A 23,378-nucleotide genomic window follows, 5' to 3' on the forward strand; every position below is an offset into this window, starting at 1 on the left:
GGGGCGGGGGCTGGTTGGGGTGGGGGTGGCCCGGCACGGTCGCCGGGTGGGCCGGAGGGGCCGGGTGGCTGTGGGGGCGTCAGGCGGCTCGCGGGGTGGTCAGGTGGGCTAGCAGCTGCGACCACGGCTGGTGGTGCGGGGTGCCGAGGGCGGCCTGGGCCAGGCGGTGCAGCTGGATGTCGCCGGTCCCGGCCGGTGCCTCCAGGTGCAGGGCGTCGCGCAGCAGCCGCTGCACCGGCTGGCCGGTGCGCAGCGCGGCGGCGCCGTGCACCTCCATCGCCTCGCGGGCCGAGTCCACGACGGCCCGGGCGCCGTAGTACTTGGCGTTCATCAGCTCCTGGTCGCAGGCCTGGCCGCGGTCGAGCATGGACGCGGCCTGGTAGGCCGCGCCGCGGGCGGTGATGAGCCGGTGCTGGATCAGCCCGATCCGGTGCTCGATGGCGGGCAGCTCGGCCAGCGGCGCGCCGTAGCGGCGGCGCTGCCGGGCGAACTGGACGGTCTCCTCGGCGATGGCCTGGTGGATGCCGAGCGCGACCGCGGCCAGGTTCGGGCGCCCGTACAGGATGCTGGAGGAATAGGCCACCGCCAGGCCATCGCCCTGCTGGCCGAGCAGGTTGCCGTCGGGGACCCGGCAGCCCTCCAGGGCCAGGTCGCCGAAGCAGAACCCGTGCAATCCCAGGGTGCGCGGGTGCGGCAGCAGCCGCACGCCGTCGCGGCCGGCCTCGACCAGGAACGCCGACAGCTCCCGGGACCGCTCTTCGCGGCCGCCGGTGCGCGCGATGACCAGGTGCAGGTCGGCGATGTGGGAGTTGCCGATGTAGCTTTTGCGGCCGTGCAGGACCCAGTGGCCGCCGTCGCGGCGGGCGGTGGCCTGCATCCCCAGCACGTGGCTGCCGGAGTCTGGTTCGGTGACGGCGATGGTGGGCAGGCACCGGCCCTGGGCGATCGGCGGCAGCCACTGCTGTTTCTGCTCGGCGCTGCCGAAATGCAGGATCGGGGCGGTGCCCAGCTGGGACGCCTGGGCCATGGCGCCCATCGCGCCGCTGACCCGCGCCAGCTCCTCCACGACGATGGTCTTGGCCAGGTGCCCGGCGTCCATCCCGCCGTACTGGGCGGGGATGGTCACCCCGATCCAGCCCTGCCGGGCGATCAACGCCGAAACCTCGGCGTCGGCCGGGTCGGCGCCGGTGGCGGCGCGCTGTGCCATCTGCTGCACGCGCGGGGCGACCTCGGCCAGCGCGAACGCGCGCACCTGCTCGCGCAGGCGGTGGTGGTCGTCGGTCTCGAACACGGGCTTTCCCCTCATTTCCTGCTGGCCTGCTGCTGCCGGTGGTCGGCCGGCAGCCGTCGCTGCGGCGGGGGGCCTGGATAACGCTCGGCGGGCGGGGCGGGGCGGGGCGGGTGCTGGCCGGCCCGGGGCGGCGGGGCCGGGGCCGCCAGGCCCCGCCGCCCCCGCTCTCAGCAGCCGTCCCGGTCGGGGAAGGGATCGGCGGCCTGGTCGATGAGGTCCATCAGCGCGGTGCTGCGGGCCTTGAGCAGCTCCAGCGAGGCGGTCCCGGTGGACAGCGGGAGCGGGGTGGTGCCCACCACGCACACCGTGCCCAGCACGATGCCGGTGGCCGGGTGGACCAGCGGCGCCCCGGCGTAGGTGCGGATGCCCAGCCCGTCGACCACCGCGTTCGCGGCGAACCGGGGATAGGCGCACACGTCCGGCAGGACCAGGCCCAGGCCCCGCGCCGCCACCTCCGGGCAGAACCCGTCCTGGGTGGACATCGTCCGCTCCACCGGCTCTTGGCCCTGCGGGATGTGCAGGCCGACGAAATGCTGCCGGTCGGTGATCACGTTGACCATCGCGTAAGGAACTGCTGCGGCGGCGTGCAGCTGCCCGGCGAACGCGCGGGCCAGGTCGGCGGCGAAAGCGTCCCACCGGCCCTCGGCGCCGGTCAGACCCAGCTCGCCCAGCAGCCGCAGCCGCAGGCCGGCGGCCAGGCCGCCGTCGGGCGCGGCGGCGTCAGCCCTCGAGCCGGGGCCCGGCTCGGCGGCAAGGGCGGCGCCGGGGCCGACGCGGGGGTCAGCGCAGGGGCCTGTGCCGGGGTTGATGCCGGGGCCGGGGGTGTTGCGGGCGGGCAGCGGCGGGGTGTGCGGGCCGGTGTCGATGGTCACGGGCGGGCTCCTGTGTCCGGAGGGGACGGGGCGGCATGAACGGGTGATGCGGGCGCGGGAGCGGGGGTGGCGTGGGGGCGGGTCAGGGCGTGTTCGACCAGGGTGATCAGCACGGTGAGGACCGATCCGGGGTCGCGGGCGTCGCAGCCCACCACCGGAACCCCGGCGCCCAGCTGCAGGGCCTGGCCGACCTCGGCGGGGGTGTAGGGGTGGGTGCCGGGGAACCGGTTGACCGCGACCACGAACGGCACGCCACGCCCCTCGAAGTAATCGACCGCGGCGAACCCGGCGGGCAGGCGGCGGGTGTCGACCAGCACCACCGCGCCGACCGCCCCGAACGCCAGCTCGTCCCACACGAACCGGAACCGGTCCTGGCCGGGCGTGCCGAACAGGAACAACGCCATCGGCGCGGGGTCGGTGAAGCTACGGCGGCCAAAGTCCAGCGACACCGTGGTGGTGGTCTTGCCCGCCACCCCGCTCAGGCAGTCCACCCCGCCGCCGGCAGCGGTGAGGTGTTCCTCGGTCGCCAGCGGCGCGATCTCGCTGACCGCGCCGATCAGAGTCGTCTTGCCCGCGCCCAGCCCACCGGCCACGATGATCTTCAACCGGGCCGGTGCGGGCGCCGGGCGCACCTCACACGGCTGCATGATGGTTCCGCAGCCCCGCCAGCAGCGCCTCCAGCACCTGGGGCGCGGGACGGCCGGTGACCGGATCGGTGGCGGCCGCGGGCACCGCCACCGCCAGCGCACCGCAGTCCAGCAGATCCGACAAGATGATCTTGGTGACCGGGACGGGACGCCCGAGGGTGGCGGCGATCTCGGCGACCGTGCAGTCGCGCACCCGGCACAGCCCCAGCGCGTGCGCGGCCTCGGGCGCTCCGGCCGCACCCGCACCATCATCGATGCCGGCGGCGTGAGGGCCGGTGGCGTGGCCGGCGGCGCCGGGGGTCAGCACGGTGTCCAGGCGCATCGCATGCCGGGGGCGCACCCGCCCGCCGGTGAGGGCGAACGACGGCGCGGTCAGCGACTCCACCTGGCACCACGGCCCGCCCGCGCCCGGATGCGGCGCGCCGGTCACGGCCGCCCCCCGCCATGACCGCTCCCAGCCCCAGTCCCAGTCCCGGTGCCGGTGTCGGTGCCGGTGGCGCGGGTCGCGATCAGCAGGTGCTCGGCCACGGCCCGGGTCAGCGCGCTCATCTCATGCCCGATCACGCCGGGGTCGGCATCGGGTGCGGCCAGCACCGCCAGCGCGCACCCGACCAACTCCGGCGCCGCCTCGGGCACGGTGTCCGGCTCGCCCGGCGCCGCCGCCAGCCCCTGCTGACCCGGGGTGCCCATCACGAACGTCCATCCCGCGTCGTGCTGGACCAGCACCATCCGCAAGGACCCGCCGGGCCGCCGGTTGATCCGGCCGGTGGCACCGGCGACCGAGCACAGCGACGCAGCCGCCGCGGCCGCGATGTCGGCGTCGTCATCGCTCATACCCGCGGCCGCCAGTCTCAGCCCGTCCCGCGAGACCAGCAGCGCCGCCTCGATCGCCGGGACACGGGTGAGCAGCTCGCCCAGCAGCCACCCCAGGTCACCGCCGGGGCCCGGCACGCCCCCGGCCGCCGCCGCAGCTGGCTCGGCCGGTAACGCGGCAGGCGCGGCGGGCAACGCGGCGGGCGCGGCGGGCGGCGCATCAGGCAACCCGGCCGGGGATCCGGCAGGGGACGCGGCAGGCGGCCTGGCGGGCGGCGGGGGAGTGGTCATCGGTGGCTCCTGCGGGTGGCGCCGGACCCGGGACCGGGCACGGCCGGACGGCAGAGGGAGGTGGGGGCGGTCATGGCGCCAGATCCCCCGAAGGTGCAGAGGAGTCCTGCTTCGGGGGGCCTTGCTGCGGGGGGTCCTGCTCGCCGCGCCGCCGGGGAGGACGGGTGGCCGCGATGAACGCGGCCATCAACGCCGGGTCGGGATCGCGGACCGGCGCGGCCCCCCGCGCCGGTCCGGAGCCCGGTACGGCTGAGCCCTGCCCGGAACTCTGTGCGGAACTCCGTCCGGGGGCGGGGTCCTGCGCTGCGCGTCCGCCCGCGCCGCGCTGCGGCAGCACCGGCCGCGCACCGTCGACCTCAGACAAGGCCTCGGGCGACGGTGCGGGCGGCGGGGAGCCGGACCCGGCGGGTCCGGCCGCAGCCGCCGGGCGGTGTGGTCGCCCGGTGGCCGCGGGGACTGCCCCCGCCCCGGCGGGCCAGGCGAGGGAGCGCGGGGGGACGGGGGCCACCAGCAGCGCGGCCGGTATCTCGACCACCGCGCAGGTGCCCCAGGCGTCACCGCGGCGGGGGAGCAGGGTGATGGTGATGCCGTGGCGTTGCGCGACCAAGGCGGCCACCAGCAGCCCGATCTGCCCGGCCCGGACCTGCTCGTGCACATCGACCAGGTCCGGCAGGGCCAGCAGCCGGTTCAGCGCGGTCCGCTTGCCCACCGAGATCGGCAGCCCGTGATCGGCGATCTCGATGTTCAGGCCCACCGGCGTGCGGGCCGCGCAGATCCTCACCTGGGTGTCGGGGGGCGAGAACACCGTGGCGTTCTCGGCCAGCTCGGCCAGCATCAAGATCACATCGGCGGCGTGACCCGGTAACGCCACGGCACTGCCCGCCGGCGCCACCCGGATCCGGGAGAAGTGCTCGACCTCGGCCACCGCCTGACGCAAAACCGTCGCCAGCGGCACCGGCAGCCGCGCGGTCCGCCCCGCCTGGCCGCTCAGCACCGCCAGCCGCCCGGTCAGCCGCATGATTCGCGTCGCCAGGTGATCGATCCCGAACAGCCGGTGCAGCAGCTCAGGATTTTCCACGCCATCCTCCACCGCCTTCAGCTGCGACAGCAGCCGGTGGGTCAGCGTCGTCAGCGGCCTGCCCACGCAGGAGAGCATCGGCGCCTCGGCCCCGCCACCGCCCGGGCCAGGGGCGGTCCCAGCCGCCGACATCAGCGAGGCGTGCTCCAGGCGGGCGCGGGTGGCCTGTTCGGCCTCGATCGCCGCGGCGATCGCCGCCGCCGCACCACCGGCATCCTCGGCCGGGCAGAACGGCTGAAACCAGTGCGCCGTCGGCCAGTGCCCGCGCAACCCCCGCAGCCAATGCCAGTACAACCCAGCCGACGGGCCCGGCCCCGGCAGCAACACCACGCACCGCCCGGCCGAGGGCACCACCTCCGCCTGGTGCGCCGTCACCGTCATCGCATCCAGATCCGCCAGCGCCGACCCGGCCCGCCGCCCGGCAGCACGCAACCCCAGCCCGGCCAGGCACTCCACCAGCCGGGTGGCGTACCCATCCAGGTCACCACCCGACCGCGCCCGCGTCGACGGGCCCGCGGCGATCACCGGGCCCTCCCCGCCGCCCGCGCGAACAGCCCCGGCAGCTCCGCCACATGCCCGATCACCGGCACACTCGCCGGAATCTGCAGTGTCGGAGCGGACGGTGTCACCAGCACCGCGCGCATCCCCGCCGCCACCGCCGGACCGATATCGGTCTCCACTCGGTGCCCGACGTAGCAGACCTCGGCCGCCACGCACCCGCCCGCCGCCGCGACCACCATGTCGAAGAAGACACGATCGGGCTTGGCCACACCGATGTGCTCGCTCTCGACCACGGCGTCCAGCAGCTCATCGACGCCCGCCGCGGCCAGTTGCTGCTCGCGAGACTGACCGGGCAGCGTATTAGAGGCCACCAGCACCCCCAGGCCCAACCCGGCCAGGACCTGCACCGCCTCCGCGGCCGCCGGATCTACCGGCAACGACTCCTGCCTGAGCAGCCTGCTCTCAGCAAGAGCAACCGCCACAAAGCCCTCATAGCCCTGCGGAAAGTCGACCCTGCTGCCGGGGACCTGGGCATCAAGCACCCCGCCATAGCCCAGCGCGACATTACGGATCGGCGGCGACCAACTCGCGGCGCGCCCGATCGCGGTCGCCCCTTCAACGCGTCCTGGCTGGGACTGTCTCACCGAACGCCTCCGATCGGTTGCCGCTGCAAAGTGGGCGTATCGAGCGTGCGGGAACAGCGGGCGGCAACCAACGCCGGAGCGGCCTACCGCCGCCGACCCCGGATAGGCCACATTGGCCTCATCGACCGAAGAGCAATGGCTACGGTGAGTGCGACAGCCGTGACCGATGGAGGAGGACCGTGGCTGAACAAGCGGGCGATCGGGTCTGTCCGGCGTGCCGCATCACAAGATTGAGCCGTTACAACCCCGATCCGCTCTGCGGGGCATGTCTCGTGGCCGTGCGCAATGGGACCGGGGTGACACCATTGTGGCTCTGGGATTCGGTGCCGCTGCGCAACGCTCTTGCCCGAGTGGATATGGCAGCCGTGATGGCGATCTTGCGCGGGGCGGCCAGGATGAGCCAGCTCGATTTCGGGCATATCCTGGGTTGGTCCCAGTCGGTGGTCACAAAGATCGAACGCCGGAAGCGTGACACCTTCCACGACATCCGGGAGATCGTGCGCGTAGCCGACCTTTTAGACATGCCACGTCAAGCCCTTCTGCCACTCGTCACAGGTTGTGCAGACTCCAGGCTGGTGACCGACCAGGATACTGCCTTCTGGGAGGACGCCATGGAGCCGCTCGCGCGGATGGGACGACGAGGGTTCAACGTAATGATCTCCGGCCTGGCGCTGGCGGCCGTTGTTCCGCCGGACAGGATCGACCGCGGACACATCCGATACCTCCAGGCTAGCCTTGAACGGCTACGCGGCCAGGCAGCCAGCATTGGCGGCATGCCCCTGCGGACACAGGCGACGCGCTTGTTCTCTCGCGCGCGGGCGATGCTGGATGAATCGGACTACACCGAGCAGGTCGGCCGCGAATTGCTGGTCGTCACGGCCGACCTCGCCCTAGTCACCGGATGGCTCGCCTACGACTCAGGCGACCAGGCCTGCGCACGGGCCTTCTACACCGAGGCCGCAACGCTCGCCGGGGGCGCTGACGATGCCCAGCTACTGGTGCACATTTACGCCAACATGGCCCAGCAGTCCACATACCTGGCCCGTGCCACCGGTAACCGCGGCGCCGCCCGCGAAGCCCTGCGGTTCCTCGACCGAGCTGCCGACTCCGCCCGATACCTGCCCTCCCCGACTCTGCAGGCCCTCCTCGCGCTGCGCCGAGCACTTCCCCACGCCCAGCTCGGTGATGCCACTGCCTATAAAACGGCAATCGCCAAGGCGCGGCGGGACATCGACCGCGGCCCGCACGATAGTGATCAACCCTGGACCGCGTTCATCAGCCACTCCGAGATCACAGGACACGAAGCGATGGCAGCCCAATACGACCGCCCCGGCCACGCCGCCGAGCTCTACCGCTCGGTGCTGAAAGACACCGCTCGCACGCCCCACGACCTCGCCTTCTATAGTGCTGCGCTCGCTGGTGCCCTCTGTTCCGCCGGAGATCACCGCGGTGCCATCACCCAGGGCCTTCACGTCGTCGATGGCTTGGGAAACACGATGAGTTCTATGCGCGTGCTCGACAGACTCCGCCCGATACGCGATATCGTCGGTCCGCCGATTCCCGACGATGCCCAGGAATTTTGCCGTCAGTTCGACACTGCGGCGCGCACGCTCACTGTGGCGGCGGCATGAACACAGATCGTGTCCCCGGAGCAACGCCCGGCGATGTGACGCTGCGTAGGTTCAACGCCACCGGTGCCCGCGCTCAGCGCGAGGTGGTTTCCCAGATCCACCGCGGCGCCTACGCCGAGCGCATCGCTGCTGGAAGCCAGTTCGACAGTGTCGAGGCGTTCATGAACCGCTTCGACGTCTACGTTCAGCGCGAAGGCTTCGACCTCGTCATCGCCTACGACAACACCGGCCCGGATGCGCGGCCGGTCGGTCAGACATGGGGCTGGCCCCTGGGCCCGCAGACCGCCTGGTGGAAGGGACTGGAGATCCCGCCTGAGCCCTCCTTTACAGAAGAAGACGGCAGCCGCACCTTCGCACTGTCGGAGATCATGGTCTGCCGCCCCTGGACCGGCCGCGGCATCGCCCACGCCCTCCACGACGCGCTCCTGCGCCCCCGCACCGAACAGCGCGCCACACTGCTCGTACGACCGGACAATCCCGCCTACGCCATCTACACGCGATGGGGCTGGCGCAAAGCAACCCAGCTTCGTCCCGGCCTACCCGACGCCCCCCTCATGGACGTTCTGATCATGCAGCTTCCACTTGCCCCGCCCGGTCCCGAACACTGATCGCATCACCGCAAGACAGTCACATCCACCGTTGAAGGCACGCGTGGGCCGCAGCCCCGCCCAGTGGATGCTCTTCGCTGGTCACCGATCTCGCAGACCCCGCGCATCGTGGAGTTCGAGCCTGATGCAAACCCCGGACAGGATCGCTAGCAAGTGTGGGTGAGGGTCGTCGTGGCGCAAGTTGTACAGTGTCGGCGCCAGCCCGGTAACCGCGACCGCGGCGCCGACCGGCTGCCACACGTCCGGGCCAGCCACACGCCACCGTCCCCCCGACTGCCCTGGGCCACGTGCCCCTTTCGACGCGGCCAGCAGGACGGACGGTCGTTAACCCTGCCCGGTGTCGACACCGCTTCTGGCGCCTGCCGACGAGGCCCCGACATAGGCGCCCGTATCAGTGCTTTCGTCGATAACCAGGCTGCGCCTCAGCGGGACCGGCGGATGCCCTGATGCATGGCGTTCTTCCGCCAGAGAGACGCGCAGACTGCTGCGCGCGCCTTGGGAGTGATTGCAATGAAGCCGTTCGAGGATACTGCCGGTGCTGTCCCCCGCATGCTGTGGCTCGAGCTGGGGACCCTCTGCCAGCTTGCGTGCCGTCATTGCTACAACGACTCCGGTGCCGACGGCGATCATGGTGTGATGACCGTGGACGACTGGCGGCGCGCCATCGGCGAGGCCGCCGATCTCGGTACCTGCTTGGTGCAGTTCATCGGGGGCGAGCCGACCTTGCATCCCGGCCTGCCCGTCCTCATCGGCGCGACCCGAAGGGCAGGCCTGCAGGTGGAGGTGTACAGCAACCTGGTCCACCTCACCGAGCCAGTGTGGACGGCCCTGGCCCAGGAGGGGGTCCGGCTCGCCACCAGCTTCTACAGCGATGACCCGGACGAGCACCGCCAGATCACCGGCCGCGACACCCACCGGCAGACCCGCATCAACATTGTCCGCGCCGTGGAGCTGGGCATCCCGGTCCGCGCCGGCATCGTGGAGGTCCTGGACGGGCAGCGCACCGCCCAGGCACGTGCCATGCTGGCCGCGATGGGGGTGCAGCATGTCGGCTCGGACCGTGTCCGGCCGTTCGGCCGCGCCGCCCCCGCAGGCGGCCACGACCCTGGCGAATTATGCGGCCACTGCGGGCGGGGCAACGCGGTGGTCCTGGCCTCCGGCTCTCTCGCGCCGTGCCCGATGTCGCGGTGGATGGCACACGGCGACGTCCGCACCAGCCCGCTGGCCGGACTCCTGGAGGAGACCTGGAGGCGCGCCCGGGACCAGATCGCGCCCGCGCACGCCGGGTGCGGCCCGCACGACGGCTGCCAGCCGCCCTGCGAACCACAAAAGTGCGACCCCGACATCCCCTGCACGCCCGAGGACTGAACGAGATGGCCCGCCGTGATCCGATGTTCCACGCCCGCGTGGAGGCGCTGGCCGACTACCTGGCCGACGCCGGTGTGCTGACCGACCCACGGTGGCGGGCGGCGCTGCATGAGGTCCCACGGGGACGGTTCGTGCCCCCGCGCGCGTACGCGGCCTCGTTCCTGCCCGATGAGCCCGACCGCGTCATCGACCGGGCCGCCGACCGGGCCGGCTGGCTGAACGCGGTCTACCGCAACTTCTCCATCGTGACCCAGCGTGACGACGGCGCCACCGACCCGGCCGATACCACCGGCACACCGACGTGCTCGCTGTCGTGCCCGCACATCGCGATGCAGTACCTGGAACTGCTCGACCTGGACGACCACCACCGGATGCTAGAGATCGGCACCGGCACCGGGTGGACCGCGGCGATGCTGGCCTGGCGCCTGGGCGGCCGCAACGTCGTCACCGTCGAGGTCGACAAGGACCTGGCCGAGGCCGCCCGCGAGCACGTGAAACGGGTCGAGCAGGACCCGCAGGTCGTCACCGGCGACGGCGCTGGCGGGCACCCCCCGCGCGCGCCCTATGACCGGGTCCACGTCACCTGCGGCGTCCGCGACATCCCGCGCGCCTGGATCGCCCAGACCCGGCCCGGCGGGCAGATCGTGCTGCCCTACATGCCGGTCACCGGCGCCGGCGGACACCAGCTGCGCCTGGACGTCATCGACCCCTGCAACACCACCGCCGTGGGACGCTTCACCGGCGGCGGCGGGTTCATGATGCTCCGCAGCCAGCGCACCATCCCGCCCGGCGACCCGGACACCGCCCAGGAGACCACCAGGGAGATGGCCCGGGCTGGCGACCAGGGCACCACCCGCATGGACCCCCGGCTGATCGCCCAGGCCGACGCCGGCGCCCAGCTGGCCATCGCCGCGCTCGTCCCCGGCCTGTCGGTCGGCACCGGCTGGACCAAGACCCCCGCAGGGGAATGGGCCTACACCGCGACGCTGACCACCGGCGACGCCTGGGCGCACTGCCAGGCCCCGCGCGGCGCCGACGAGTACACGGTCCATCAGCACGGGGATCGCAGACTGTGGGACGAGGCGGCCAGCGCCTACCGGTGGTGGCTGGGCAAAGGCCGGCCCGACCGCGGCCGCTACGGCATCACCATCACCCACGACCGTCAGACCCTCTGGCTGGACCAGCCCAGCACTACTGTGGGTTGAGCAGCCATCACATGCCGCCCTACCACATCACTCTCGCGCTTGAATACCTCGACCGGCCGCCACATCAGGCTTCCCCCGACCTGCCCGACAAACCCGGGACCAGGATGAGGCAGGTGAGTACTCCACGTGGGCTGGCCGCTGCCGGAGTGGCTCTGCGTTCACTGCTAGATCTCTCCCGGCCCGCCCGGGCACTGCATCTCGCCTCCCTAGGTCCTGGCCGCCCCGGCCGGAAACGCCCGCACCAGCGCCCTAAACATCGCGCTGCTGGCCACCGCGCACGCCCGCGCCGGGAACCTGGACGCCGCCGCCGACGTGGGGCGTCAGGTCCGGCAAGGAGGTTCTCGGGCAGAGCGGTCACGTTTTGGGGTGCTGGCGACTGGTACCCGTCGATAGCTTGTGCCGACGAAGGACACGACATCGGAGCCAACAAGTGGCACCAACGGACCGGGACCAGCACAGCGACGATCTTCAAAAACGCCGCGCCCGGGCCGAGTTCGAGCAGTTCTTCAAGGACAACTACAGAGAGCTTGCCGGATTCATCAGCCGCCGCGGCGGGATCCTCCTGGGAAGGGAGGCGTCTACGGATATCGCCGAAGACGTGATGGGAGCCCTCTATGGACGTCTGGTGGACTCCGGCAAGGACCCCATCGACTGCCCCCGTGCCCACGTTTACAGCTGCGCCACGTCCAGCCCTTCGAAGTTGATCTCGGTGAGTTGGGCGCCAAAGGCCTTGGGGCGCAGTCTCAGGAGGTCGGTTGCGCACATGCTGAACCGCAAGACGTGCTCGGTGAGGCGGGCGAGAGTTGAAACCCTCAGCGGCAAACTAGGGCCCTCCATGGTTGACAATCGAACGATCTAAGTTAATGACCGCATAATCCGACTCTAGGAGTGCAATGGGAAAGCAGGACGACTCGGGACTCGTGTTCCGGCAGGCATGGATCCAAGGTGTTCGGAAACACTACCCCGGAGACCCAAATCCGGGTTACGTCGCCCCCTGGAAAGAAATGCCCGATTGGGAGCGGCAGGCCGCAAGTGCTGTCTTCCATCAGGTTGTTGAATTCATCGGATTGTCCGACGGTGCAGCATCTAAGCTCACCAGGGAGCAAAAGGGCCGCTTTGTGTCGCTGTGCTGGATAGCTCAGATCTACAAGCACATTCCCGATCCGAAACCCTCCTATGTCGCAGACTGGGCAGACCTGCCCTCATGGCAGCAGGAGACAGACTCCGATATCTTCGAGGCGATCGAACGGGACGCCTTGTAGGTATTCCGATAAGCGCTGCTCCCGAAGAAATTGCCGGTCTGGGCAGGCCGAGGCCGTTCATGTGCCTCCCAATTGCCGACTTGCAACAGGTGGGGACTAGTCAACGTCGCAGACGGGCCAAAGCGCCCTCAACATGGGCGCAATGTGCCTTGGACCCTCGGTGGCCGAGTGGTAGGCGGGCGGGTGCCCCAGGCGTGGAGTGTGGCAACTGTGTTCAGCTTCGAGCCGATCAGCAGAGCCGAAGCGGATAGGCGTGTCGTCGCGACGAGCAGCGCGCCGTGCAGGCACGTGCCATGCTGGCCGCGATGGGGGTGCAGCACATCGGGTCGGACCGTGTCCGGCCGTTGAACCGGGCAACTGCGAAGCTGGTACGTCGGTGCGCGGGTTTCGCGTCCCGGATGAGGTCTGGAAGGCGGCAAAGGAAAAGGCAGCCGAGGAGGACAAGACGATCTCGGACGTGCTGAACGATTGCCTGCGGCCTGCCTCCGCAAGAAGGGTTGACCATGACGACGTCGCAGTACCGCACCATCATCACCGAGCAGCTCCCGATCACGGCGCATCACGAGGCCGCGCACGCTGTCATGTACTGGCACAAAGGCCTGAGCTTCCGATACGTCACCATTCGCAGCACGCACAACGTCGGACAGGTGGCACTCCGGCGTCCTCGGCGCACGAGAGCGTGGGACCTCGCCGCGATAGCAGCGGCGGGCCCCATCGCTGAACTCCGCTACCTCGGCCGAACAGTCACAGACGAGCAGATCATCGAGGAAATCGAGGACGCGGTCGCCCTGGTCGATGACGAGGGCGGCGAGTGGGCGTCGGGAGACTATGTCGCGTATGGTCGCGCACTGCCTCCTGGACAATGGGTGCCTACGTGGCGTGGAACCGAGCTCATGGTGACCGGAATCCTCTGGCCTGCCATCCTGGCGGTTGCCGGAACGCTGCTGTCCAGTCCACGTGCCCTGACCTATCGCGAGGTCTCTGAGTTGGCCGACACGGCACTGAGCTGATCGGGCGAAACCCGGAACCTTACAGGTCATCCCCGGAACCGGGACGAAACCAGATTCCGGGGTATGCGAAACCAGAACGCCCCCTTTAAAAACGATCTCCAAGGGGGTTGTTCTGGCGTGTATCAGACGGCTTGTGGAGCCTTTCGCGGGCGCTGTCGGTGTCCAGTGCCTCGCGTACCCGGACGGCCTTCGGGTGGCCGATGCTCAACTTTCGGCGTGGCAACAAGCGATCGAAGACCACTGTTACGGCGCGCCGAAGTCCCGGGTCGCGCCCGCGCACGCCGGGTGCGGCCCGCGTGACGGCTGCCCCTAGCCCTAGGTAGAGAACACTCCCAGGGTGGGCCGCCGGTATTGGCGCCGTCGAACCGCGTCCGCGGGCGGGGATGGGACGCAGCTGGAGGTCGGCTCCCAGCCCCGATGGCGGCGGTCAGGGGCAGATGAAGTGTTGTGACCCTCAGGAATGATGCGGACTTTCAGCCCGTCGGGCGCACTGTCGGAATCTGCCGCAGCTGCGTGGCGGGGAGCCGCTGCCGCGCAGTGGCATGAACCAGGCGCCCTCACTGGCGGCGTGACCGGCCGCGACCCGACAACCGCCCCCGCCGTCACCGCTGCGGGTAAGGCTGGGTGCCGCTGTCGTTGTAGATGTCGATGGAACCGTTCGGCTGTACGTCGGCGCGGCCTGTTCTCGGCCACCGGGGGCAGGTAATCGGAGAACTGGGAGATCGCAGCACGCAGTCATCGGCGAACTGCAGCGCTGACGGGATCGACGAACACCGCTCCGGCGGCCTCCGTGTCCTGGGTCTGCCTCGGGCGGACGGCGGCGCGCCGGGCTCGAAGGTCGGCCAGGGCCGCCTGGAAGCCGGAGGTGTTCCCCGGCCTTGCTGGCGATGGATGCCAAATCCTTGATCAGTTTGTCGGTGTCCCGTTGGGCCTTGGCGACCATCTCCTCGAAGGAGACTCAGGGGACGAGGATCTGGACGTCCCAATCGTCACTGGCGAGGGCGAGAACCTTCAACCAGGGGTTGTGGAACGGGGTGGCGGTCAGGGCGTTCGCGTCGAAAAGGACGATCAAAAACAGGATTGTGCTCTGGCTCGCGCGGTGTCGGCCGCCGCCTTAGCGGAGGTGGTCACAGCCTTGCTGCGAAGACCACCGGCTTGGCCGCCGCGCCGTGGCGGCCAAGCCGCGTACCCCGATCGCCGCGTCCGCCGGTCATGTTGACCTATCTGGGTGACACCCGACGCCGGTACGCGGCGCGGCGTGAGGGGGTCGGTGGCATCAGCGGCCTGCGGAGTGGCGGCCTCGCCCTGGGCGGCGCGAGCGGCGGCCAGGGCGATCGGGCGGCAGCGGCGGCTAGGACGACACAACGGAAACCACGAGCGCATTGCACATCAGGTGGTTTGACTGCACCTACCTGGCGTACCTCCCAGATATCGCGAACGGAGGAGATCTTGCGCAAGGAGAGCGTCCACCCGATGGTGCCAGAACCGGAGAAGGGCAGCACGTCTGAAGCCACGGCGAAACCGACTGACCAGGGAGAGCCGACGACCAGGCTGCTGATTACCACCAATGCGGCGCTAATCGGGGTGCCCGCCGCCTACGCCGCTTCCCGGTCGGTGCCGGTGACCGTGATCGCCGCGGTGGCCGCGATCGTGCTCGCCCTCTTGGGCAGCGGCCGCCGGTAGAGCCCCGCAGCAAACCGCCTCCAAGAAGATCTTGGAGGCGGTTTGCACGCCCGGGCCTGCTGGGAGCACTCAACCGTTGTGTTCGCCGCTTGACCCGGCGGACCTTCAGTGGCCGGCGAAGGGCGCGGAGCACGACGGAGCTCCACGACCAATGGGAGAGACACCATCCATGAGGGACTTCAGGCACCCCCACCAACAGCACGGAGTCATAGATGCCAGAACACATGGCGATCAGCTCCTCGATGGCGGCGTTCGAGCAGTATTACCGGGCCGACATCAAACCGCTGATCGGCTTTGTGATCTACCTGGGTGCCACCGAGCACGAGGCGCAGGATATCGCGCAAGAGGCGATGAAGGCCGCCCTGCTGAGCTGGCCGGCGATCGAGCACCCTAAGGCGTTCACCCGAACTGTCGCCCAGCGCCAGTTACGGCGCTCGCGTGCCAAGGTTCAGAACGAGACCCAGGCCCTTGTCTCCCGAACCGGCCCCGGCGGGCTCGCGGCTGCGGGCACCCACACCGATGAAGGCCTGCGCCAGTACCTGCTGCAGTTGCTGAGCCTGCTGCCCACTGAGCAGCGCACCGTCATGGCATGGACGATCGACGGCTTCACACCCGCCGAGATCGCCGAGCTCACCGGCCACAAGCCCGCCACGGTGCGCTCACACCTCCGACACGCCCGCAAGCGTCTCACCCAGGAGCTTACGGGCCAGGAAGGGGGACGCCATGGACCGTGATCATCAGCCGGGCAACGACCACTCCCTGCTTGAGCAGTTCCTCCGGCAAGCGTTCATCTCCACGCTGAAGACCCTCGACGCAGCCATCGACGTCGACCAGCGACTGCGTGACCTCTACCGCGAAGTTGGACTTGCCCTTCCGCGTGGCCAGGACAACGGTCACGAGTGAATACCTCGAACCACGTCGACCGGGGGTGCCAGCAGGCTCCGCGCGGCCGCGGGCTACGGCTCGCGTTGGCTGTGGAGGCCATGGGCGACATGCCCCGCCCGCAGCGGCCCGCCGAGCAGGCCACCAGAGGCTGCGGATCCAGCGCGCGCGCCCCCTGGTAGAGGTGTTCGTCATATGGGCCGGCCCTGATCAGCCGTTCCGGCCGCGCTCGTTCGCACGATCCCGGTCCACCGGGGGAGTGGCCTGGCCGAGGCTGGCTACGACGTCTTCAACCGGTTTCATCGGGACGCCTTGCAGCGGCCCCACCGCGAATAGCGACCTCGGTGAAGTCCAGAAGTAGCTCCGTCTGTGAGCTGGGAAGACGCGATCTGCCGCACAACGGCGCAACCGTTTCGTACTGCCCTGCGCTGCCGGAAGAGGGGCTACGGAGGTCGCCCCGGCGGGGCCAGTTGAAGACGTCATGGCCAGCCGAGGCTGCGCTGATCGATGTCCCTACTTTCGTCGACGCGTTCGACCCTGCCGGTACGCCCGATTGCGTAGTAGGTTCCGAAGGTTAGGACCCCGCCGAGAGTCTGCTGATCGCCTGGTACCGCTGGCACGGATCCAGCGGGTGCGGTCGGCCGATCTGGATGCATCGCCCGGCGCGATGAGTTCCGGCCGCGCCCCGGCGGCCACTGTGTTCGCGTCGCTGCGGAGTGCGGAGTGCGGTGTGGAAATCGCCGGGGCTGGTGTCGGTTCGGCCAGGTCAGCGAGGGCGTCAAGCATGGAGATGCACCAGCCATCGGCATTGGGCAGGGCGAGCCGGCCGTGGCGTGGGCGAAGTCCGTCGGGGAGTGTGGCTGGGCCGTAACCGCTGCCATGGCTGTTTGCGTAAGGCGGCCGACGCGGCGCCAGTCGTTGTGCGGAGCCCAGCAGCCGCTTGATCTCCTTGCTGGCGTCCAGGCCGTCGTGCGCGCAGCCGGGTGCTGGGCCAGGGCCTTATGCGCATCACCGGCTGGCCGGGGCACATTCGCGGTAGGTGAGCACTCAACGCCGAGCCGGTTCCGGACGATCTTCGCCGTGGGCTCCACGAGTTCTTCAGCAGCGTGGAACCCAGAGGTCAAATCACGGGCTGAAACAGGGCGGGACGCCTGTGCGACCTTGCGGACCGCTCTCGTCCGCTCCATGACGGGCAGGCTGCTCATCGGGGCCGCCGCCGGGAAGCTGCCACTTCCCTATGACATAGAGGTCGTAGCGGCTTTCAGGTCACAGGTTCCCGCGGGTCCCCGTGGTCCAGGCGACGCAGTGCGTTTTCCCTTCTGGCCGCCAGCGGCGACCTCACCACGGAGTACCAGGACTGCGAGCACCTGCCGCGATCAACACATCCACTATCCAAATTTACGGCTACATCGGCCCGGCATCCACGTGGAATCCGGGTGAACAGGGATGCGCATGGCACGCGGCGGACACCACGTGGAGCGGAGTTGATCTGTTCATCCAGCATCGATAGGCCGATGACGATCGCCAGACCGGCCTGGCGAGGATAGATGACGAAGGCGAATCTGAGAGCGATGGACAGGCACAGACCAGCCGCGTGAGTTCGCTTACATGGCCGGAAACGGACAGCAAAGATGGGAGTGTCGACCCTTCCGAGCAAGCCGGTGTTGCCGACTTGTGATCTACGCGCCAGCCGGTAGCCGAGAAGATCTATCCGGATCCGCGGATCTTGGTGTCGCTGCGCAAAATCGTCACCTCTGCCGCTGCAGAGCGCGGATTCGTCATCTCGTGGTCGCTGGCGGCGCCAGTTCGCGACCGGGTAAAAGCGCTGGCAGGCCCGCACGCAAGTCCGTCGAGGTAAGAAGTTACTGACGGTTGACACCAAATAATCAACTCTGTTCTAGTGGGCTCGAGTAGACGAAATTGAAGTGCCCGAGGTGCATATCCGTGCCGCGCATGAGTTCTCACCCACGCGATCCTCTACGTTCTCAGCATCCTGCCGGACTATCCCAGGGAGTGAAGCATGGACGGGCCCAGCGAAAACGGAGACGCCATCGTGGGCGGCTCCATCGTCGAAGGTTTGGAGTATCGAGCTGGAGCAACAGAGACCGTTTCGCATGAGCTTCTGCCCGCCGAGGACCCTCTCGAGCCGCGCAAAAGGTCCTTCGACCACCACATGATCGAGACAGGTGTCACCATGATCCTTGAAGGGCTGGGGCTGGACCCTGACCATCCTAGGATCAAGGACACGCCGACGCGTTATGCCCGGATGTGTGACGAAGTGTTCTCTGGCCTGCTAAGCGACGGGCGAGAGGCCATGAATAGATTCTTTGACGAGAACCACAATGAGGTGGTGATCGTGCGTAACATACCGTTCGCCTCGGTGTGTGAGCATCATCTCGTTCCGTTCATCGGCGAAGCCCACATTGCCTACTTGCCGCATCCGGACGGCTTTATCACCGGTCTGTCGAAAATCGCGAGGCTGGTGGACGTCATGGCTCGCCGTCCGAGCCTGCAGGAGCGGATGACCAGGGAGATCGCGGAGAAGATCGAGGAGGTCCTGCGTCCCCAGGGTGTGCTGGTTGTCGTCGACGCCGAGCATCTGTGCATGACCATGCGGGGTGTGCGCAAGCCGGGATCGGTCACGGTGACCAGCGCAGCTCGCGGAAAGATGCAGTCGGATCCGGAGACCAGGCGCGAGTACATGGGAATGCTCCGCAACCCGTAGCGGAACTCCAAGGCTGCAACAGAGAGAGGAAAAGGTATGATCGTATTTAAGGAGTTCAGGTTCGAGGCGGCGCACCAGCTGCCGCGCGTGCCGCCAGGGCACAAGTGCGGCCGGGTGCATGGCCACTCCTACCTGCTGAAGGTGTCCGTGGACGGCGAGGTCGACGGTGAGTTGGGCTGGGTGATCGACTTCGCTGACATTGGCGGCCCGGTTAAAACGCTGGTTGGAAGACTGGACCACCGGCTTCTGAACGACATTCCAGGCCTGGATAATCCTACCTGTGAGGTCCTCGCGCGATGGGTGTGGGAACAGCTCATCGCACAACTCCCGGTACTCAGCGAGGTAGCAGTCTGGGAGACAGCCACGTCCGGCGCCATCTACCGGGGACAGTGAGCCACGCTTCATGCGAGACGAACCTGACTGTGCATGGAGCACCGAGATGTACCCGCCCGGCTCCGGCGAACGCGTTGTGATCTCTGTCTACCTGGACAGGCCCAACGAGGGCCAAAATCGGAACTTCTTCTACGAGAAGACTGTAAGGCTACTTGCTAAGAAGCCCCTGCAAAGCCTGGTACGCGAACGAAGCGCCGAGGCGCTAGCCCGGTGGCTGGGCCGCCGCATGGTGCGTTGCAGAATGCCCTCTGCACGGCGGATCGAGGTGGAATTGCACTCCGCTGAACTAACATCACATGGAACGTGGCAGAAAGCTAAGTCCCGTCAAAGGGGCACGAAGACCAGGGATCGCACACGCTTCCTCAGGAACGTGTTCGGTGAGCACCAGTTACAGATCCCCGGGAAGCGTGCTTCCGAGAAACCGACGACCACCTGGGACTGGAACCGGGCAGAAGACATCCTGGCAGGCACTCCCGGGAATGTCGTTGCGCTGCTCTGCCCTCCATATACCAAACATGCCGCCGATGGTCGCTTGAGCGGATATAACGGGCTATTCACCGATGCTTTCGCTTCACCGAAAGCCTTCCAATCCGACTACGATTACCGGAGCCAGTTGGCCGGGCTGCAAAATGCCGCCCGGCTACTTCGAAATCAGGGCGTGCAGAGTCAGCCATGGGCGATCTTGGGAGACTGGGCGCTGGTGGACCTGCCCGGCGTTCGCCAGACCGCCGGCAACGATGACGAGATCATCCAGAAGCTGGGTTCCTTTACGGCCAGCTTGCGGGAGTTGTGCGCGCAGGCCTTTCCCCAGCACATGGTGCTGTCGCTCACAGAACTGGGTGTCTCGAAACACCTGCCGCTGGGATTCTCCAAGCACGCACCCGAGCGCCGCAACTGGCTCGCGAAGCGGATAGCGGAGGGAATAGACTGGATCGGTGACGAGATGCTAGACGCCGTCATGAGGCTACCGGATGACGGGCTGGAAAAATGGCTGTCTCCAAAAGACTACCGGGACATCCCTGCCGAAGTTCGGCCAGCGGCAACCGTGCTAATGCAGACCTACAGGAGCATCGCCTACGTGCGCTTCCGAGAGGAATTCCACCGCGCTGCGGGCCCTGGGGAACTCGATTCTGGCGAGCGTCGCGCGCTGCTGGAATCAGCATTCTACGACGCGCTCCTACGCTACGTCGAGTACCAGCTCTATGCGCGGCTGATCGTGGATCGCCTGGGGCCCTCCGTGTGCATCTACCAGGACGCGGTATTTACTGTCGCGGGCTCATGCCTGCGCAATAGCGATTTCCCGGTCCTGTTCCTGGACCCATCGTCGCTCGAGGCGGCGACATGATGATTAAGTCTTCCCAGACACCGGACAGGCTAGTTATCTTTGATCTCGATGGGGTCCTCGTCGATGCGCAAGGGGCCGAATCCCAAGCTTTGATGAGACTGGGACTCGGCATGGGAGTAGAGCTAACAGACGAACTCGCCGATGACCTTTTCAGCGGCAAAAGGCTATCTACATGCATCGCCTTACTTGAGGAGCTTGCAGGAACATCTGCCCCGGCCGATGCGGTCGACATCGTGCGCAGCACTTGTGAGCAGATCCTGCGGACCACTTTGCGGCCGATTCCGGGGGTCGAGCAGGTCTTGGCATGCCTTAGCGTCCACATGTGCGTAGCCTCTAACAGCCCTAGGGGGATCATCCATTCAAGACTGGAAGCGACTGGCCTGGCCGAATATTTCGGCGACTGTATCTATTCCGCCTACGACATCGGGTTTTGGAAACCGGATCCTCATCTCTTCCTATGGGCAGCCGAGACATGCGGCTATCCGACCGACCGTTGTGTTGTAATCGAAGACAGCACCGTGGGGGTGCAGGCGTCCCTCAGCGCGGATATTCCCGTTCTGCGCTACAGCTCACCAGCTCAGCATGCGGAAACCGATGAAGTCACATCCTTCTGTGACATGAGGCATCTCCCCGCCCTGCTGGAGGCAGGCCCCAGCCACACGCTGTGCTGAAGCCCAGGCTCAAAGTCACGTTTGGAGCACATGTGGAAAAACGCGCCCGGATCATGGTCGTCGGAGCCGGAACCTTGGGGACCCAAGTTCTTCAAGGCCTTGCCCACTCCTCTTCGCCGCGCACACTCAGCCTAGTCGGCCGGTCGGAAGAATCGGTGGTTCGGGCAGCCAATCTCGCCTGCCTAAGCGCCGTGCAGCGAGGCTATGCGCCAGAGGTCGGCTATGCGATCTGTTCCCTGGATGACATCGCGCACATGGCCGAGAACATCTCCCAGTTCGAGCCACACATCATCTTCAGTTCCGCCTCCCTGCAGTCGTGGTGGTTCATCAACAACCTGCCCAAGGACAAGTTCGAAAGGATCTACTCGGCGAACTTTGGCCCATGGCTGCCGATGCATTTGGCTCCCGTGGCGAAACTGATGCAGGCCGTCCGGATGGCCGGCAGCGGCGCGTTCGTCATTAACGCCGCCTATCCTGACGCAGTGCACCCCGCCCTCAAAGGCGCAGGATTGAGCCCCCACCTGGGCATCGGCAACGTGGCCAACAACGTCCCGGCGCTGCGTGTCATTGCCGCGGAACGGCTGGGATGCGGTGTCGAACGCGTTCAGGTCCGCTTCGTCGCCCACCACTACGTGAGCCATCGAATCTCCCGCATGGGGGACGCCAACCCCCGAACATTCCATTTAACGGTTCAATGCGACGGCCATGATGTTACCCCCGGCGTCGACGTCGGGACCATCTTTAAGCCTTTGCTGGTCAAGTACCGGCGCGTCGGCGGTCTGGCCGGAACCTTCATGACGACATCATCTGCCCTGAGCGTCTTGGAACCCCTGGCCGATGGCACTGCCAGCGAAGTCCATGCCCCCGGCTTCGACGGAATGCACGGCGGCTACCCGGTCAGACTCAACGCTGGCCGTGCGGAACTGGATCTTCCCGGCGGCGTTACGCCTTCCGCAGCACGCGAGATCAACATTATCGGTCAACGCGAGGACGGCATCGCCGACATCGACGGCAACGGCTACATCACCTTCGAGGAAGCCAGCATGCAGGTCATGCAGGACGAACTCGGGTACCGCTGCCCCAAGATGCACTGGTCCGAAGCCGACGGGTGGGCCAGGGAACTAGCCGCTCGCTACCGCGCCTACGCACCCCAGACGAGGACGCCATGATCCGCGCGGGCGTAGCTGGCCCGGTGCCAGTCGTCCTGCTCGACCGCTTCGGCTACCGGTCCTACCACCGCCGGGACGGCACGCCCTTCTTGCCCTGTGACCAGTATTCGGTCCGGCTCGTGACGGACGTGGGCAAACTCGATGAGGCCAAGGGCCCCGAAATAGAATCAGTGCTCGGCATCCGGCTCGATGAGGAGACATCTCGTTGCGCTGCTGCTTTCCAGTGCAACAACGGTGCTGCCGCAGCCGCCGGTCTGGTGGCGATCTCTGAGGTGCATCTGCTGCTCGGAGCACAGCTGCGCCAAGAGCTCGGGCTCACCGGACCACACGTGCCCGATGTGCTCCCCTTCCGCGACAAGATTATTATGAAGCAGCATCTGCGCGACCAGGGCATCAGGGTCCCCGACTTCATGCCGTTCGACCGACGGGCGGCACGCTCACTGCTGCAAACCCACCGGCGGCTATTCGTCAAACCCCGGCTCGGTGCTGGATCGATGGATGTCACCGTCCTTGCCAGTCAAGAGGACATCGAGCAGCTTGCCCGCAACCGGCCAGCCGCAGCACAAGAGCTCGACATCGAAGAATACATCGATGGCCAGCTCTTCCATATCGACAGCGTCGTCGATCACGGCCGTGTCGTCGCAGCAACCGCAGGCCGCACTATCGACCCCACCACCAGCTACCAAGGTCTGCAACCCTGCCGCGATGTCGGCGTGGCCGAGGGCCCCGAGCTCGACACCTTGCTCGCGTTCAATGAGGCGGTCCTGTCCTGCCACCCAACCTTCAGCGGCGTCACCCATCACGAGGTCTTCCTCGCCCGCGGTGAACCAGTATTCTGCGAGATCGCAGCCCGGCCCGGCGGCGGCGGCGTCGTACCAGGCTTTCACTCACGGACCGGCGCCAACCTCAACGAAATCACCGTCCACGCGCAGCTGGGAGCACCAGTCCCCTCCCAGCTCGAGATTGCCGAACATCTGACCGGCTATGTGATGATCTACTCCGACAGCGGCGCTCAGCATGCCCTGCCTGCTCTAGCTGGCGAACCATGGGTCATCGACACCCGGATCTCCACTAATCACAACCAGGAACGAAATGCTCCGGGTGACTGGGGAGACGCCGCGGTCGTCCTGACAGTGCGCGGCGAAACAGAACAACAGGTGACCCTCCGGCTGGATCAGGCCGTCGAACGGCTCGCGCCATGAGCGAGCTGACCGCAGTGACGCCGCCATCACGTTGCCGACGGCATCGACTACGGTTGCTCATGGCAGTCAGTCACCATCGAACGTCTG

The 23,378-nt window shown here is 67.8% G+C and carries 23 protein-coding genes; 16 read left to right on the forward strand and 7 right to left on the reverse strand.

Annotated elements, in window-relative coordinates; translation table 11 throughout:
* Nucleotides 1-79: 79 nt before the first annotated feature.
* The 7 genes from AGRA3207_RS37205 to AGRA3207_RS37235 form a co-directional block, all read right to left on the reverse strand.
* Nucleotides 80-1,291 (reverse strand): acyl-CoA dehydrogenase family protein, encoded by a 1,212-nt coding sequence (locus AGRA3207_RS37205; RefSeq protein WP_231332056.1) that lies wholly within the window; start codon nt 1,289-1,291, stop codon nt 80-82.
* 167 nt (nt 1,292-1,458) lie between these two features.
* Complete coding sequence (locus tag AGRA3207_RS37210) at nt 1,459-2,163, reverse strand: GAF domain-containing protein (protein ID WP_231332057.1); 705 nt, start codon at nt 2,161-2,163, stop codon at nt 1,459-1,461.
* The gene (locus AGRA3207_RS37215) at nt 2,160-2,810 is read right to left on the reverse strand and encodes a GTP-binding protein (protein ID WP_231332059.1); all 651 of its coding nucleotides are present in this window, start codon (nt 2,808-2,810) and stop codon (nt 2,160-2,162) included. Before AGRA3207_RS37215 ends, AGRA3207_RS37210 begins: the two co-directional genes overlap by 4 nt.
* Nucleotides 2,797-3,240 carry a DUF742 domain-containing protein gene (locus tag AGRA3207_RS37220; protein WP_231332061.1) on the reverse strand — a complete coding sequence of 148 codons (444 nt, stop codon included), beginning with the start codon at nt 3,238-3,240 and terminating at the stop codon, nt 2,797-2,799. Before AGRA3207_RS37220 ends, AGRA3207_RS37215 begins: the two co-directional genes overlap by 14 nt.
* A complete protein-coding gene (locus tag AGRA3207_RS37225) occupies nt 3,237-3,914 on the reverse strand; it encodes a roadblock/LC7 domain-containing protein (RefSeq protein ID WP_231332063.1) in 678 nt (225 codons plus the stop codon). Before AGRA3207_RS37225 ends, AGRA3207_RS37220 begins: the two co-directional genes overlap by 4 nt.
* A 70-nt stretch (nt 3,915-3,984) precedes the next feature.
* Nucleotides 3,985-5,517: a sensor histidine kinase gene (locus AGRA3207_RS37230; protein WP_231332066.1), complete on the reverse strand. Its 1,533-nt coding sequence runs from the start codon at nt 5,515-5,517 to the stop codon at nt 3,985-3,987.
* The gene (locus tag AGRA3207_RS37235; protein ID WP_231332067.1) at nt 5,514-6,137 is read right to left on the reverse strand and encodes an HAD family hydrolase; all 624 of its coding nucleotides are present in this window, start codon (nt 6,135-6,137) and stop codon (nt 5,514-5,516) included. Before AGRA3207_RS37235 ends, AGRA3207_RS37230 begins: the two co-directional genes overlap by 4 nt.
* A gap of 179 nt (nt 6,138-6,316) precedes the next feature.
* Between AGRA3207_RS37235 and AGRA3207_RS37240 the strand changes: the two genes are divergently transcribed.
* The 16 genes from AGRA3207_RS37240 (at nt 6,317) to AGRA3207_RS37315 (ending at nt 23,291) form a co-directional block, all read left to right on the forward strand.
* Entirely contained in the window at nt 6,317-7,768 is a 1,452-nt protein-coding gene (locus AGRA3207_RS37240; RefSeq protein ID WP_231332068.1) for an NsdA family TPR-like regulatory protein, read from the forward strand.
* Nucleotides 7,765-8,376 (forward strand): GNAT family N-acetyltransferase, encoded by a 612-nt coding sequence (locus AGRA3207_RS37245; RefSeq protein WP_231332069.1) that lies wholly within the window; start codon nt 7,765-7,767, stop codon nt 8,374-8,376. The genes AGRA3207_RS37240 and AGRA3207_RS37245 overlap by 4 nt, the downstream gene beginning before the upstream one ends.
* A 549-nt stretch (nt 8,377-8,925) precedes the next feature.
* On the forward strand, nt 8,926-9,744 hold the full coding sequence (locus tag AGRA3207_RS37250; protein ID WP_231332070.1) for a radical SAM protein: 819 nt from the start codon (nt 8,926-8,928) through the stop codon (nt 9,742-9,744).
* 5 nt (nt 9,745-9,749) lie between these two features.
* Nucleotides 9,750-10,949 (forward strand): rRNA adenine N-6-methyltransferase family protein, encoded by a 1,200-nt coding sequence (locus AGRA3207_RS37255; RefSeq protein ID WP_231332071.1) that lies wholly within the window; start codon nt 9,750-9,752, stop codon nt 10,947-10,949.
* 430 nt (nt 10,950-11,379) lie between these two features.
* Entirely contained in the window at nt 11,380-11,808 is a 429-nt protein-coding gene (locus tag AGRA3207_RS37260) for a hypothetical protein (RefSeq protein ID WP_231332072.1), read from the forward strand.
* Nucleotides 11,809-11,842: 34 nt separating this feature from the next.
* Entirely contained in the window at nt 11,843-12,211 is a 369-nt protein-coding gene (locus AGRA3207_RS37265) for a hypothetical protein (protein WP_231332073.1), read from the forward strand.
* 503 nt (nt 12,212-12,714) lie between these two features.
* Nucleotides 12,715-13,221: a hypothetical protein gene (locus AGRA3207_RS37270; RefSeq protein WP_231332074.1), complete on the forward strand. Its 507-nt coding sequence runs from the start codon at nt 12,715-12,717 to the stop codon at nt 13,219-13,221.
* 1,449 nt (nt 13,222-14,670) lie between these two features.
* Nucleotides 14,671-14,904, forward strand: a complete 234-nt coding sequence (locus AGRA3207_RS37275) for a hypothetical protein (protein ID WP_231332075.1) — start codon at nt 14,671-14,673, stop codon at nt 14,902-14,904.
* Between the two features lie 212 nt (nt 14,905-15,116).
* A complete protein-coding gene (locus tag AGRA3207_RS37280; protein WP_231332076.1) occupies nt 15,117-15,638 on the forward strand; it encodes an RNA polymerase sigma factor in 522 nt (173 codons plus the stop codon).
* The gene (locus AGRA3207_RS37285) at nt 15,628-15,807 is read left to right on the forward strand and encodes a hypothetical protein (RefSeq protein WP_231332077.1); all 180 of its coding nucleotides are present in this window, start codon (nt 15,628-15,630) and stop codon (nt 15,805-15,807) included. The genes AGRA3207_RS37280 and AGRA3207_RS37285 overlap by 11 nt, the downstream gene beginning before the upstream one ends.
* 1,999 nt (nt 15,808-17,806) lie before the next feature.
* Nucleotides 17,807-18,511, forward strand: a complete 705-nt coding sequence (gene folE / locus AGRA3207_RS37290; RefSeq protein WP_231332078.1) for a GTP cyclohydrolase I FolE — start codon at nt 17,807-17,809, stop codon at nt 18,509-18,511.
* Between the two features lie 36 nt (nt 18,512-18,547).
* Nucleotides 18,548-18,904, forward strand: a complete 357-nt coding sequence (gene queD, locus AGRA3207_RS37295; RefSeq protein ID WP_231332079.1) for a 6-carboxytetrahydropterin synthase QueD — start codon at nt 18,548-18,550, stop codon at nt 18,902-18,904.
* A 370-nt stretch (nt 18,905-19,274) separates the two neighbouring features.
* A complete protein-coding gene (locus tag AGRA3207_RS37300) occupies nt 19,275-20,249 on the forward strand; it encodes a hypothetical protein (protein ID WP_231332080.1) in 975 nt (324 codons plus the stop codon).
* Nucleotides 20,246-20,920, forward strand: coding sequence for an HAD family hydrolase (locus AGRA3207_RS37305; RefSeq protein ID WP_231332081.1), 675 nt, complete (start codon nt 20,246-20,248; stop codon nt 20,918-20,920). The genes AGRA3207_RS37300 and AGRA3207_RS37305 overlap by 4 nt, the downstream gene beginning before the upstream one ends.
* Entirely contained in the window at nt 20,914-22,089 is a 1,176-nt protein-coding gene (locus AGRA3207_RS37310) for a hypothetical protein (protein WP_231332082.1), read from the forward strand. Before AGRA3207_RS37305 ends, AGRA3207_RS37310 begins: the two co-directional genes overlap by 7 nt.
* Nucleotides 22,086-23,291 (forward strand): ATP-grasp domain-containing protein, encoded by a 1,206-nt coding sequence (locus AGRA3207_RS37315; RefSeq protein WP_231332083.1) that lies wholly within the window; start codon nt 22,086-22,088, stop codon nt 23,289-23,291. The genes AGRA3207_RS37310 and AGRA3207_RS37315 overlap by 4 nt, the downstream gene beginning before the upstream one ends.
* Nucleotides 23,292-23,378 lie beyond the last annotated feature (87 nt).

It is taken from the genome of Actinomadura graeca (genome assembly GCF_019175365.1).
In the GTDB taxonomy this organism is placed as follows: domain Bacteria; phylum Actinomycetota; class Actinomycetes; order Streptosporangiales; family Streptosporangiaceae; genus Spirillospora; species Spirillospora graeca.